Origin of the sequence: Mycobacterium sp. (assembly GCF_032161845.1) — a bacterium.
Taxonomy (GTDB): Bacteria; Actinomycetota; Actinomycetes; order Mycobacteriales; family Mycobacteriaceae; genus Mycobacterium.
On sequence record NZ_JAVRQA010000014.1, the window covers coordinates 22221 to 36005 of the forward strand.

The window sequence follows — 13785 nt, forward strand, 5'->3', positions numbered from 1 at the left end:
GAATTGCTAACTGACGGCCTGGCACTCGGGCACGATGAGGACCGGCGTCGCCGAGTGGGCGACGACAGCCGCCGCGACGCTGCCCTGCAGGTGCCCCAGTAGTCCGTTGCGCCGGTGCGGTCCGAGCACGATCAGGGTGGCGGAGTGTTCTTCGGCGGCCGTGACGATGCCCTTCCACGTCGGCGCCGCCTCGATCGCCACACTCCGCGCCGAGAAGCCTGCCTCGTTCGCGAGCGATGCACCGTGGGCGGCCGTCGACTCGGCCGCACGCCGCACCTCGGTGGCTCGGTCCGCGTCGAAGTGTGTCGGGTCGGTGGGGGTGAAGCCGACGTCGACGGGCTGCCAGACACAGACGACCAGGGCATTGCGCCGCGGCGCGAGCTGGGCCGCGGCGTCGGTGATCGCGCACGCCGCAAGATCGGAGCCGTCGTAGGCGATGAGCACCAAGCCCGTGGGATCTGCCGAGTCGTCGGCACGTGACGCGGCAATCACCGGGGCGTGGACGGGCAGAGCGACGGCCCGGGGTGGCAGACCGGAGCGGACTCGGGCCAGCAGGGGCGGCGAATACCAGGCCGGGTCGTCGCCGTCGAGGAACTCGTCCAGGTCGGGTCGTTGCGGTCGGGCCCCGCTCAGCGCGTAGACGGCCACCCCGAACACCGCGCCGCCCACCGCGAGGCCGAAGCCGATCCAGAGTGCGGCACCGGTGCCCGAGGCGAGGTCGGTCGATGCAGTCATCGCGAAGTGGGCCAGGATCGGCGCGACCATGAATGCGGCAACCGCCCGAAACAGTTCGATGATCGCGAAGACCCGCTGCAAGCTGTTCGACTGCAGCGAGAAGCCCGCAACGAAGAGCGCGGGAGCGACGGTGGCGCCCAAGGCAAGTCCCGTCAGCGCCGCGGCAACGAGGACCAGAGGCTGGTTGGCGGGAAGGGCGACCTGGAACACCAGGATTCCGGCTGCCAGGAGCACCATGCCGACGAGCGGGAGGTAGTGCATTGCGCGCCTGGTGATGACGATCCCGAACACGACCGCCATCACGACGGCGCCGCCGAGTTCGGGGAGGTACAACATACCGACGTGGACGGGGCTGTACGTCTGCAACAACACGTTGGCCGTCAGGGCGGTCGCCGCCACCGATGCGGCAGCGGCGAACAGCGCGACACCCACACCGGCGACCGGGATCGAGCTGGTGAGCATCGTTCGGACCGTCAAGAGCGGACGGCGGGCCCGAAACTGGTAGACGACCAGCGCCACGATCAGGGCCAGCCCACCGAACATCGGCACGGTCACGGCCGCATCCCCGAATCCGTGACTGGTCAGTTGCGAGGCACCGATGAACGCCGCGGCGCAGCCGACTGCCGCGAGCCCGATGGCGGGAAGGTCGCGTGGGGCGTCGGGATCTGCCGGCGGGGCGTCTTCGAACGTCAAGGCCGCCATCACCAGGGCGAGGAGCGCGATCGCGGCGATGATCCAGAACAGCGGTCGCCATGCGTGCGCTTCGGCCTGCACCCCTCCGATGAACGGGCCGAGTGCCACCGCGCCGAAGACGCACATGTTCATGATGACGGCCGTGTTCCGGAGCTTGTCCTTCGGGAAGCCGATCGTCAGCGGCGGCGCTGCGGCGATCAACAGCATGCTGGTGGTCAGCCCCTGCAGGACGTGTCCGCAAATGAACATGGCCGAGTTCAGGGCCCCGGCGGCCAAGACCGATCCGATCGCGAGCACGACCGCGTAGGCAAGCAACATCCTGCGCTGGGGCAGGTGCTGCGCGAATTGCACCGCGAGCACCGTGCCCACTGCGTAGGCGGCATTGCCGAGGCCCGAGCTCAAACTCATCGTCTGCTCGGTCATGTGCAGCTGCTCGGTGATGATCGGCACCAAGGGGTCGATCGCCGCGGACAACGCCAGATAGGGGATAAGCGCAAGCGTGACCATGGCGGCGACGGCGGGATAGCGCCCGGCGAGGGGGCCCTGGCGCATCAGTACCGCCCGCAGACGTCGGACGGTATCGGGGCTGGCACGTGTGCCTCCAACTTCTTCTGAGCGGACTTTGTTCCCGCAGCGACGGTGTTCTCGCGAATGGTTGTTCGCGCCCGAAGCACCTTCGATTCCGGCTCAACCCATAGTGACCCTATCTAACGTTCGTGGCGGCGGCCTCATCCGGGGTGGGCGTCCAGAATTTTGACAGGAAACTGCCAGACGACAAAAGAGCTTGCAGTTCAACGTGATCCGACTGAATACCGCGCGATCCGGGAATAGCGTTGACTGGATAGCGTTCCCAACCGTGACGTCGACAAGTGAGGTTGAGATGAAATTCGGGATTTCCACGTTCGTCACCGACGACGGTATCGACCCGGTGTCGCTGGCAACGGCGATCGAGGAGCGAGGCTTCGAGTCGCTGGTCATCGCCGAGCACACGCACATTCCCGCCAGTAGGGAGACGGCGTACCCGCTCGGCGGCGAGCTACCGGACATTTACTACAAGACCCTCGACCCCTTCGTCACGCTTGCCGCGGCGGCGGCGGTGACCTCCAGGATCGAACTCTTCACCGGCATCGCGCTGTTGATCCAGCGCGATCCGATCATCACCGCGAAGGAGACCGCAAGCATCGATCTGATCTCCGGCGGCCGCTTCGTGTTCGGCGTGGGCGCCGGCTGGAACCTCGAAGAAATGCGCGACCACGGTACGGACCCGAAGACCCGTGGCGCACTGCTGGACGAGCGCATCGAGGCCATCAAGGCGCTATGGACTACCGAACCCGCCGAGTACCACGGCAAGCACGTCGACTTCGAATCCTCATACGCTCGGCCCAAGCCGGTCCAGAAGCCGCATCCGCCCATCTACATCGGTGGCGACTCCGACGCCACCGTGAAACGGGTCGTCCGACACGGCGCCGGCTGGATCTCCAACCCGTTCCCGGCGGAGCACCTGAGCAAGCGCATCGATCAGCTCCGAGATGGTGCAGGCCAGGACGTCCCGCTGGCGATGTTCGGCACTCCCCAGGACCCGGCCTACTGGCGCGCCGTCGACGACCTTGGGTTCGACCAGGTCGCTCTGCTGCTGCCGTCGGTGCCACGCGACGAATCCCTGCGCATCCTCGACGAATACGCCGAGAAGGTGGCGCAGTACCACCGTTAGCGCACCCGATTATGGTCGAGCGGTGACGATCACCTACGACGAAACGCTGCGCGAACGGGTCAGGCGGCACCTCGCGGGCCATCACCGCCGCGAGGTGACCGACTCATCGAAGCGACATGCGGCCGTGGCGGTGGTGCTCGTCGACTCCGAAGTCGGCGAGGACAGGGTGGATCCGGCCCCCGTGGACGATTGGATCGACGGTCGGCCCATGGACGCCGGGCTCGACGGACGCATGGTCGACGTGTCGGGTGGTGCGGCGTTCCTGTTGTGCCGCAGGGCTTCTCGATTGCGGGCGCATGCCGCGCAATGGGCGCTGCCCGGAGGTCGCGTCGACCCGGGCGAGTCCGCCGTCGACGCCGCGCTGCGGGAACTCGACGAGGAGGTCGGCGTCGAATTGGCGGAGGAGTCCGTGCTCGGTCTCCTCGACGACTACCCGACCCGATCCGGGTACGTCATCACCCCGGTGGTCATCTGGGGCGGCGGCCGCCTCGAGCTCCGGCCCTCACCCGACGAGGTGGTCGCCGCCTACCGGGTGGGGCTGCATCAACTGCAACGCGAGGACTCGCCGCGCTTCATCACGATCCCCGAGAGCCCACGGCCCGTCGTGCAGATGCCGTTGGGAAACGATCTCATCCACGCGCCGACGGGTGCGGTGCTGCTGCAGCTGCGCTGGCTGTGCCTGGAAGGGCGCCACGACCCGGTCGACCACTTGGAGCAACCGGTGTTCGCCTGGAAGTAGGGCTGTCCTACTTCTCTTGCTCACGCAGGGTCTGATGGAGCCGGGCGGCCTCGCGGGTCAGGTGGTCGCGTTCGGCGAGGTTCGGGGCACGCGCCGCCGCCTCGACGTAGAGCATCGCCGCCGTTGCCAGGTCACCGCCCTGCTCGTGCAGGAAGGCCGCAGCTGCCTGGTGGCGCGGCACCGTCGGATCGACGTCCGCGAGAGCGCTCAGTCCGGCGCGGGATCCGTCGGCCTGACCGACCGCGACGGCCCGGTTCAGCCGGACCACCGGGCTGTCGGTGATGGCGAGCAGTTCGTCGTACCACTCGACGATCTGGACCCAGTCGGTCTCCTCGACTGCTGCGGCGTCGGCGTGCAGGGCCGCGATCGCCGCCTGCGCCTGATATGGGCCGAGCGCGTCGCGGACGAGTGCAGTCTGGAGCAGCTCGACTCCCTCGGCGATGAGATCGGACCGCCATCGGGTGCGGTCCTGTTGCGCGAGGGGAACCAGGCGACCGTCGGCGCCGATGCGGGCATCGCGCCTGGCGTGATGCAGCAGCATCAGCGCGAGCAGCCCACTGACCTCGGCGTCGTCGGTGACCCTGGCCAGCTGCCTTGTCAGCCGGATGGCCTCCGCCGCGAGGTCGACGTCTCCGGAGTAGCCCTCGTTGAACACCAGGTACAGCGTCACGAGAGCGGTGCCAAGGTCTCCGGGTTGGTCTAGGCGGACGTCCGTCACGGCGCGCTTCGCACGGCTGATCCGCTGAGCCATGGTGGCTTCCGGAACCAGATATGCGGCAGCGATCTGCCGGGTGGTGAGGCCGCCAACTGCGCGCAGCGTGAGCGCGACCGCCGAAGCCGGCGTCAGCGACGGATGAGCGCACAGGAAATACAGGTCGAGGGTGTCATCGGTGCTCTCGGTGGGACCCATCTCGGGCTCTGCGAGCAGCCGCTCCTCCCGGCCGCGCCGGGCGGCGTCCGAGCGGATCAGGTCGAGGAACTTGCGCCACGCGACGGTGACGAGCCACCCCTTTGGATCGTCCGGCGGATCGGAACTCCAGCTACGGAGGGCCGCGACGAGAGCTTCCTGAACGGCGTCCTCGGCCGTCGCGAAGTCGGCTCCGCGGCGGACGAGAACGCCGAGAACGGCGGGGACGAGTTCCCGCAGCAGATCGTCGCTGGGGTCGCCGGTCACTCGGTGACGGTGGTCGGCGCGCCGTAGAACGGCCTGATCTCCAACCACTCGTAGATCGGCTCGCCGTCCTTGCCGGGGGCGGCGGACAGCTCGCCGGCGAGGTCGAGCGCCCGCTGGTAGCCGTCCACGTCGACGATCATCCAGCCTGCGATCAGGTCCTTCGTTTCGGCGAACGGACCATCGGTGACCGGCGGGCGACCCGGGCCGTCGTAGCGGACGAACGTGCCCTCCTGCGACAGCGCCTGCGAGTCGACGAATTCACCGGTCGCCTCGAGCTTTGCGGCGAAGTCACTCATGTACTTCATGTGGGCATCGATCTCCTGCGGCGTCCACTGATCCATCGGGACACCGGCGGCCGACCAATCGGCGCCGGGGGTGGCAACGTTGGCGGGTCCGGCGGAGCGGCGGTAGTGCTTGAGCATCAGGTACTTGGCCATCGAGATCTCCCTCTGTGCGGTGCGGCCCATTCTTGCCTCACTCATCCCTGGGACGGAGTGGCGGCAGAATTCTCGACATTCCTTCCCGAGAATTCTCCCGCGGACATTTTGGCCCTGGTGAGCGGGACGGTTTGGCGACACCGCACCGCTGCCGCGTCCGATCTACGCCCTGCCGATCGGACACCGATGGGACCGCGTTCCTTGTTCCCGCGAAGCGCAGCGCAGCCGACGCCGTCGGGGATTTGCCGATTTCGCTCTCGGCGAAGTCGTCGGCAAGCGAAAAGACTTGGCCTGTACAGAACGTGCTCTCAGTTCTGTCTCAGATGCCGAGGGCATGGTGGTGTCAACGCTTTGCTGTCCATTTGAAGAAAGTATGACGCCAAGACATGACGAATCACCCGCGGTACCCGCTGCATCGGCCCGGTCAGGATCCTGGCACCAATCCCACTGTGGAGCAGCACTATTCGAGCCAACCCGGTCAGCCCTACGATTGGCGCTACGCCCAACAGCCGTCGTCGCCGTATGACCCCCGGCACCACCCGCAAGCGGCCGTTACGGCCCCGATGGCAGCTATTTCGCAGCCGCGCAAGCGATCCCGCGTGGGTGTCGTGATCACCAGTGCCGCCGCCATCGCCCTGGTGTCCGCGGGTGCCGGCGCTGTCGCAATGACCAGCCAGCACGACAGGTCGGCCGCTAGCGGTCTCGCCACCGCACTGGCCACCGCGCCCAATCAGCTGCCCGCCGCCGCCGCGCCGACGGCCGATCTGCCCGCCGGGTCCGTCGAGCAGGTCGCGGCGAAGGTCGTGCCCAGTGTGGTGAAACTGCAGATCGACATGGGCAGTCAGAGCGAGGAGGGATCCGGCATCGTCCTCGACTCGGACGGGCTGATCCTGACCAACAACCACGTGGTGGCCGCGCTCAACGCCGCCCCCACCGGCGACGGGGCCCCGAGTGGGCAGGGCGGCGGAGGCGGCCAGGCCGCCCCGAGTGGGCAGGAGCTCCCTGGCCCGCAGTCCATGACGGCCACCGTGACGTTGTCCGACGGCCGCACTGCACCGTTCAGCGTGGTCGGCGCCGATCCCTCGAGCGACATCGCCGTGGTTCGCGCCCAAGGTGTTTCGGGGCTGGTGCCGATCGCTCTGGGCTCGTCGAAGGATCTCAAGGTCGGTCAGAACGTGGTGGCGGTTGGCTCGCCGCTGGGCCTGCAGGGCACCGTGACGACTGGCATCGTCAGCGCGTTGGATCGCCCGGTGTCCACCGGAGGCCAGGGCCAGGACCAGAACACGGTGCTCGACGCCATCCAGACCGATGCGGCGATCAATCCCGGTAACTCCGGGGGCGCTCTGGTGAACATGAACGGCCAGCTGATCGGCGTCAACTCGGCCATCGCGTCGCTGGGTGGCGGCGAGAACTCGTCAGGATCGCAGAGCGGTTCCATCGGGCTCGGCTTCGCCATCCCGGTGGACCAGGCCAAGCGCATCGCTGACGAGCTAACGTCCACGGGAACGGCCACGCACGCCTCGCTCGGGGTGCAGCTGAGCAATGACGCCAACGCTCCCGGCGCCGCGATCGCCCAGGTGGTTGACGGCGGACCCGCGGCCACGGCCGGGGTGCCGAACGGCGTGGTGGTCACCAAGGTGGACGGCCTCGTCATCGACAGCTCTGAGGCACTGGTCGCAGCAGTACGGTCCAAGGCGCCGGGGGACCTGGTGACGCTGACCTACCTTGACGCGTCGGGATCGAGCCAGTCCACCCAGGTCACGCTGGGTACGGCACAGCAGTAGGACGCCGACGGCCAACCGTGGGACGCCGCCGAACCAGTTGTCTAGGTTGGACTTCAGAGTCCAAATAAGGGACTACAGTTGGGTGATGCCGCCACCATCGCACGACGTGTCGCGGCCGAAGCTGACCTCGCGCGGCGCCGCCACCCGCAATCGGATCGTGCTCGCGGCGGCGGAGTTGATGCACGTGCGCGGGGTGGCGGCAACGACGATTGACGAAGTGCTGTCCTCGAGCGCCACCAGCAAATCGCAGTTCTATCAACACTTCGACGACAAGACGGATCTGGTGTACGAGGTCATCACCGTCCGCGCCGACGAGATCCTGTCCTGGCAGCGCCTCCGGCTGGAGAAGGTCGACTCCTTCCGCGGGCTCTATCAGTGGCGTGATGCCATGATTCAGCGCTGTACGCTGCGTCGCGGCTTGTGGGGATGCGAACTCGGATCGCTGGCGGCGGAACTGTCGGACAGTGACGACAAGGCCCGCGTGTCCCTGGCCGCGCACTTCGCGGAATGGCGGGCGATCCTCGCGGCGGCGCTGGAGCGCATGCGCGATACCGGCGTCTTGAGGGCCGAGATCGATGCGCCGGCGTTGGCCACCGGCCTGTTGGCAGCGGTCGAAGGCGGCTACCTCCTATCGCAGACAGCCCACGATCCACGACTCATGCAGACCGCCTTGGATTCCGCGATCGAGCACATCAAGTCGTTCCGTCCCAGTGGAGCCGACCAGGCGACCTGACCCACCCCAGAATTGGACGAGGCGGGCCAGTCGAATGACTGGCCCGCCTCGTTCGGTCTGCTCGGTCTAGCCGCCGGTGTGATTGGTGCCCGGCATACCGGTCGGCGCGGGCGGCGCCTTCACGGGCGGCGTGAACAGGTTGCCACCGGAGGGGCTGATGCTCTTCTCGGTGGGCGTCGCCGACGGTGCCGTGGTGGTGGTCGTGGTGCTCGTCGGGCTGGGGGATTCGCTTCCGCCACAGGCGGTCAGCGCACCCATCGAGATGAGGGCAGCGACGCCAAGACCGGCGGCGATGCGGCGGGTATGTCGACTGGGCATGGAGCAGTCCTATCTGTGCTGTCGGAAGGCCGGTGAATTAGTTGTTGTGGGTGCCGGGGATGGCGGTGGGTGCCGGCGGCGCCTTCACGGGCGGCGTGAACAGATTGCCACCGGTGGGGTTGATGCTCTTCTCGGTGGGCGTCACGGACGGTGCGGTGGTGGTGGTCGTGGTGGTGCTCGACGGGCTGGGGGATTCGCTCCCGCCACAGGCGGTCAGCGCTCCCATGGAGACGAAGGCAGCGACGCCAAGGCCCGCGGCGATGCGGCGGGTATGTCGACTATTCATGATCGAATCCTATCTATGCTGCCGGGAATGCGCTGAAGACTAAGTGAACTGAACTCTATCGTCCATAACCGTCATGCGTCAAGATAGGATTCCCAGTCGGGGTGGACCCCGGTGCAGGGGAAAACACTCTGTTCATGGCCCTGTTCGTCGAGAGCGACGAGCGGTCGGGCCATTTCCTTCGGACAACGGTCCGGGACTTCGTAGTCCAACTCGACCGCCCGCCCTCGGCCGGCGATGCTTGGCGGACGCCTCATCTGTAACACCGGCTGCCTCTCGGAGCGATCAACCGACTGACGCGGCGGTAGGAAATCACCCACTGCCGCCAGGGTTGGAGGGAACTCGACATGTTTCGTCGTCTGGGATTGGCCGTTCTAGTGGCAGGCACAGCGCTGGCCGGTCTGGCCACCGGCACCGCCGCGGCGGCATCCGGATGCGGCGACTTCCACTGGATCGGTGCGGCCGGTTCGGGTCAGCGCGACGCCGCAGGTCTCGTCACGAACGGTGGGATGGGCGGCGTGGTCTACCAGTCCTACTTGCAACTGCGCGATGACCTCGCCGCCAATGGCCAGACCATCACCGCCGAAGCCGTGCAGTACCCCGCGGCGCCAGTCCCGTTGGAGGGCGGCCTCGGTGGCTGGATGGGGTTCATGGACAGCGTCAAGAGCGGGACGGACGCGACCGCAAAGCAGTTCGAGGCGTTCACCGAGCGATGCCCGGACACCAAGGTGGTGCTGGCGGGGTACTCCCAGGGCGCCATGGTGATCCACCGCAACCTGCACGACCTGGCCGACGACCCCCATGTGGCGGCGGCGCTGCTCGTCGCCGACGGTGACCGGCTGCCCGCCGACAACACCATCAACCTCGGTTCGACGGCGGTCGTGCCCAGTGCGGGCAAGGGCGTCGCTCAGGAGCATTCCTTCCTGGCGTCGGCCCCCACGTCGAAGCTGCCGCTGCAGATCGGCGCGCGCACCGTGAGCGTCTGCGACGTCGGCGATCCGGTCTGCGACGCCAACCCCGACGCCGACACGGACGCACTGTCGCCGGCGGCCCTCGCGATCCACACCTCGTACGCACCGACGGCGAGCGGGGCGCATGCCTGGGTCACGCCGCTCTACCAGCTCGTCGCGAGTGCCGTGCCCACGTCCACGACGGAGTTGGCCGCGCACGCCGGCTGACGTCGCGCTCACGGCGCTAGCCCGACACTGGCACCGGGGCTGTGTCGCTGTCCTCGCTCGCCGGGGGCGGTGACTTCCGAAAGTGGTTGTCGCCGCGCGGGTAAACCACCTGCGGCCACCAGAACCACCGACCCAGCAACGTCGCGATCGACGGCATCAGGAGCGAGCGCACGATGAGCGTGTCGACGAGCAGACCGATCGCGATCGTCGAACCCATCTGAGCGAGCACGATCAGCTTGCTGCCCATCATCGCCGCCATCGTTGCCGCGAACACGAACCCGGCCGACGTCACCACGCCACCCGTCCCGGCCATCGAGCGGATGATGCCCGTCTTCAAGCCGGCATGGATCTCGTCCTTGAACCGGGACACCAGCAGCAGGTTGTAGTCCGATCCGACGGCCAACAGGATGATGACCGACATCAACATGACCAGCCACTGCACCGGTTTGCCGAAGAGGTCCTGCCAGATCAGCACCGAGATGCCGAAGGACGCGGCGATGGAACTGCCCGCAGTGGCGACGATGACGAGAGCAGCCACCGCACTTCGCGTCAAGATCAGCATGATCATGAAGATCAGCGTCAACGCCGACACCACGGCGATCATCAGGTCGTACTTGGCGCCGTCGGCCATGTCCTTGTACGTCGCCGCCACTCCACCGAGGTAGACCTTGGCGTTCGACAGCGACGACATCTTCAAGGCGTCCTGCGCGGCCTTGCGCTCCGAGTCGACCCTGGCGATGCCCTCGACCGTCGCGGGATCGGTTTCGTGGGTGATGAACATGCGGGCGGACTTGCCGTCCGGCGACAGGAACATCTTGAGACCGCGCTCGAAGTCGGGATTTTGGAACGCTTCCGGCGGAAGGAAGAACAGGTCGTCGTTCTTCGCCTGATCAAAGCTCTCACCCATCGCCAGCGCCGTGTCGTTGCTCGCCTGCAGCTGGTCGAGCAAGGCCTTCTGCGAGTTGTACGACGCCAGCGACAAGTCCCTGCTGGCCTTCATCGACGCGATCGTCTGCGGAAGGAGCGCCGTCAGCTGCGGAGCGAGGCCCGCAAGCTGGTCGGTGTTGACCTGCACCGCTCCCGTCCTATCGGTCAACTGGTCGATCCCGTCGAGGGAATCGAAGAGCGACCGAACCGCCGAGCACAGTGGGATGTCGAAACAGTGCGGCTCCCAATAGAAGTAGGCGCGCATCGGCCGGAACGTGTCGTCGAAGTCCGCGATGTGGTCTCGCAATTCCTCGGTGGTCGCGAGTAGATCCCGCGACTTGGCCGCCGAGTCCTGGGTGAGCTTGGTTTGCTGCAGGGAGAGTTGATACTGCCGCTCCAGGATGTCGATCGAGACGTTCGTCGCGTCGACCATCTTGAGCATGTCGTCCAATTGAGCCCGCTGGAAGGGCAGGTTCATGTTGTTGGTCTGGCCGGAGATGCTCGTCTGAAACGGAATCGAGCTGTGCTGGATCGGGATTCCCAACGGTCGCGTGATGTTCTGGACCATCGCGATGCCCTCGACGTGCATCACGTTTCGGGACACCGCGTTGAGGACCAGCATGTCGGCGGGGTTGCGCATGTCGTGGTCGGCGTTGACCATCAGGATGTCGGGGTTCATCCGGGCCTGGGAGAAGTGGCGGTCGGCTGCCGCGAACCCGACGTTCGTCGGGGCGTCGGTGGGCAGGTAGTAGCGATCGTTGTACGCCGGCTTGTAGCCAGGAATCGCGACGATGCCGATCAGCACGATGAACAGGCTCGCGACGAATACTGGTCCAGGCCAACGAACTACGGTGGTGCCAACCCGCCGCCAGAATCGGCTCTGGGCGGGGCGCTTGGATTCGTAGAGACCGACCTTGCTGCCAAGGAAGAGCACGGCCGGCCCAAGGGTGACCGCGATCGCGACGACCACGATCATGCCGATCGCGACGGGGGCACCCATGGTGCTGAAGTAGGGCAGTCGCGCGAAGCTGAGGCAGTACGTCGCGCCTGCGATGGTCAGGCCGGAGCCCACGATGACGGGGGCGACGGACTTGAACGTGGCGTAGTACGAGTCGTCTCGATCCAGACCCATTCCGCGGTCTTCGCGATATCGGCCGAAGATGAAGATGCCGTAGTCGGTGGCCGCCGCGATGGCCAGCATCGTCAGGATGTTTCCGGCGAAGGTCGTCAGGCCGAAGACGTCGTGCAGAGCCAGGGTCGAGACCACGCCGCGTGCCGTCAGCAAGCCGAGGAACGTCAGGAACAGCTGGATCAGCGTGGTGATGATCGAGCGGTAGACCACCAGCAGCATGCCCGCGATCGCGACGAGGGTGAACAGGGTGATCTGGGCCAGGCTGGCGTTGCCGATGACGTGGAGGTCGTCGGTCAACGCCGCGGGCCCGGCGACGTAGGCCTGGACGCCCGGCGGCGCCTTGGTGTCCTCGATGGCCTTGCGGACGGCGGTCACGCCCTCGTTGGCCAGGGTCTGGCCCTGCTCGCCCGCCAGGTTGATCATCACGTACGAGGCCTTGCCGTCGGCGCTCTGCGCTCCGGCCGCCGTCAGGGTGTCACCCCAGAAGTCCTGGATGTGCTGGATGTGTTCGGGATCCTGCTGCAGCTTCTTGATGATGGCGTTGTAGTAGTCGTGCGCGTCAGGACCGAGGGGCTGCTGGCCTTCGATCACGACCATCACCGTGCTGTTGGAGTCGAACTCCTTGAAGTTGCCGCCCATGAGCTTCATGGCCTTCATCGACGGCGCATCTTCGGGGGCCATCGGTGCCGAGTGCAGCTCGCCGACGACTTCCAGCTGCGGGGCGATCACGTTCACCAGGACCGCGACGCCGACCCAGAAGAAGACGATCGGCAGTGCCAGGAGGCGGACCGCGTGAGGGAAGAGGGGGCGCTTGGGGCGCGCCGTGGTCTCGACTGGGGTTTCGGTGGGGGTGGCGTGGGTCATGCGGACTTCACCAGGCAGTAGGTCTGGGCGTCGACGCCATTGGCGGATTGCTCCTCACGAACGGTTCCATTCACGGTGACGCGGCAGCCGATCTGGTCGCCGTCGGCCCGCGCCATCAGATTCGCGCTGACCGTCGGCAACGTCGTCGACAGGGTTACCGACCACGGCAGCGTTGCGGTGAGCGAGTGCACGTTCGCGTCAGGGTCGAAATAGCTGATCTGGGCCGTGGTTCCAGGTGAGCCGTACACGTCGTACACCATGACCTTCGGGTTGAACTGAACGATCTCGACGCCGGCGCCGGCGTTGGCGTTGAGGTCCTTGGACGCGAACTGCCCGTGCAGCCGTGACACCACCAGCCCGGAGACCGCAAGCACGACGATCAGCACCAGTGGGATCCACCCCGCCTTCGCCATCCGTCCGATCGGAATACGTTTCATCCCAACACCTTCCGCTGATCGTGGGGCGGGCATTCCGCATTCGCGACGAGCCGGCGCAGGACTGGAAATGCGACGCGGGCAGAGAGCCACAGCGCGTTCTCTTCTTCGGGGGTCAGCGACTCCAGCAACTCGCTGAGCCGCTCCCGGCGGATTCGTCTCCGGTCGTCGATGACTTCCTGGCCGTGCTCGGTGATCCCGATGAGCGTTGCGCGACCGTCCTCCGGATCGGCCACCCTGGCCACCAGGCCCTGACGCTCCAACCGTTTGATCAACTGAGTCATCGACGGCTGGCTGATGCCCTCCTTGGCGGCCAGTGCGGTCAGCCGCAGGGGTCCTTCACGGCACACCCTGTTGATCGCGAATCCGGCGGACGCGCTCAAGTCGGCGCGATCGGTCAGGAAACGGGCGGTCAGGTCCATCGCCTGATCCAAGAGCTCGCCGACGGAGTCGCTGACGTCCTGCTCGGTCGGCTGTTTTCCCACCAGGTACATATATCACGCACCCTATGTAGCGGCCAGTCGTGGCCAGCTTCGGCGTTCTCACAGGCGCCTCCAAGGATTGGCTGATCGGGCCGATTGCCTGGCCCGAATGGGGTCCACTGCTTGAGGAGACGGTGAAAGTCATTGTCCAACAATCAGTT

Annotated in this window: 13 protein-coding genes; 5 read left to right on the plus strand and 8 right to left on the minus strand. The window is 66.6% G+C overall.

Annotated elements, in window-relative coordinates; translation table 11 throughout:
• Positions 1–6 precede the first annotated feature (6 nt).
• On the minus strand, positions 7–1980 hold the full coding sequence (locus tag QOD90_RS00795) for an MFS transporter (RefSeq protein ID WP_526345693.1): 1974 nt from the start codon (positions 1978–1980) through the stop codon (positions 7–9).
• A gap of 328 nt (positions 1981–2308) precedes the next feature.
• Between QOD90_RS00795 and QOD90_RS00800 the strand changes: the two genes are divergently transcribed.
• Both QOD90_RS00800 and QOD90_RS00805 read left to right on the plus strand, forming a co-directional pair.
• On the plus strand, positions 2309–3139 hold the full coding sequence (locus QOD90_RS00800) for an LLM class F420-dependent oxidoreductase (protein WP_526345695.1): 831 nt from the start codon (positions 2309–2311) through the stop codon (positions 3137–3139).
• Between the two features lie 22 nt (positions 3140–3161).
• Positions 3162–3878, plus strand: coding sequence for an NUDIX hydrolase (locus QOD90_RS00805; protein ID WP_526345697.1), 717 nt, complete (start codon positions 3162–3164; stop codon positions 3876–3878).
• A 7-nt stretch (positions 3879–3885) separates the two neighbouring features.
• On the opposite strand, the gene QOD90_RS00810 is transcribed toward QOD90_RS00805, so the two are convergent.
• Both QOD90_RS00810 and QOD90_RS00815 read right to left on the minus strand, forming a co-directional pair.
• Entirely contained in the window at positions 3886–5052 is a 1167-nt protein-coding gene (locus QOD90_RS00810; RefSeq protein ID WP_526345699.1) for an RNA polymerase sigma factor, read from the minus strand.
• Positions 5049–5489, minus strand: a complete 441-nt coding sequence (locus QOD90_RS00815; protein WP_526345719.1) for a YciI family protein — start codon at positions 5487–5489, stop codon at positions 5049–5051. Before QOD90_RS00815 ends, QOD90_RS00810 begins: the two co-directional genes overlap by 4 nt.
• 386 nt (positions 5490–5875) lie before the next feature.
• Between QOD90_RS00815 and QOD90_RS00820 the strand changes: the two genes are divergently transcribed.
• Both QOD90_RS00820 and QOD90_RS00825 read left to right on the plus strand, forming a co-directional pair.
• On the plus strand, positions 5876–7273 hold the full coding sequence (locus QOD90_RS00820) for a S1C family serine protease (RefSeq protein WP_526345701.1): 1398 nt from the start codon (positions 5876–5878) through the stop codon (positions 7271–7273).
• A gap of 85 nt (positions 7274–7358) precedes the next feature.
• Complete coding sequence (locus QOD90_RS00825; RefSeq protein WP_526345703.1) at positions 7359–8006, plus strand: TetR/AcrR family transcriptional regulator; 648 nt, start codon at positions 7359–7361, stop codon at positions 8004–8006.
• 66 nt (positions 8007–8072) lie between these two features.
• Here the strand turns inward: QOD90_RS00825 and QOD90_RS00830 are convergent, their stop codons facing one another.
• On the minus strand, positions 8073–8324 hold the full coding sequence (locus QOD90_RS00830) for a hypothetical protein (protein WP_526345705.1): 252 nt from the start codon (positions 8322–8324) through the stop codon (positions 8073–8075).
• 37 nt (positions 8325–8361) lie between these two features.
• The gene (locus QOD90_RS00835) at positions 8362–8610 is read right to left on the minus strand and encodes a hypothetical protein (RefSeq protein WP_526345707.1); all 249 of its coding nucleotides are present in this window, start codon (positions 8608–8610) and stop codon (positions 8362–8364) included.
• A 344-nt stretch (positions 8611–8954) separates the two neighbouring features.
• On the opposite strand from QOD90_RS00835, the gene QOD90_RS00840 reads away from it, so the two are divergent.
• Entirely contained in the window at positions 8955–9785 is an 831-nt protein-coding gene (locus QOD90_RS00840) for a cutinase family protein (RefSeq protein WP_526345709.1), read from the plus strand.
• Positions 9786–9801: 16 nt separating this feature from the next.
• On the opposite strand, the gene QOD90_RS00845 is transcribed toward QOD90_RS00840, so the two are convergent.
• The 3 genes from QOD90_RS00845 to QOD90_RS00855 are packed head-to-tail and all read right to left on the minus strand — an operon-like array spanning position 9802 to position 13636.
• A complete protein-coding gene (locus QOD90_RS00845) occupies positions 9802–12708 on the minus strand; it encodes an MMPL/RND family transporter (protein ID WP_526345711.1) in 2907 nt (968 codons plus the stop codon).
• Complete coding sequence (locus tag QOD90_RS00850) at positions 12705–13145, minus strand: MmpS family transport accessory protein (RefSeq protein WP_526345713.1); 441 nt, start codon at positions 13143–13145, stop codon at positions 12705–12707. Before QOD90_RS00850 ends, QOD90_RS00845 begins: the two co-directional genes overlap by 4 nt.
• Positions 13142–13636 carry a MarR family winged helix-turn-helix transcriptional regulator gene (locus tag QOD90_RS00855; RefSeq protein WP_526345715.1) on the minus strand — a complete coding sequence of 165 codons (495 nt, stop codon included), beginning with the start codon at positions 13634–13636 and terminating at the stop codon, positions 13142–13144. Before QOD90_RS00855 ends, QOD90_RS00850 begins: the two co-directional genes overlap by 4 nt.
• Positions 13637–13785 lie beyond the last annotated feature (149 nt).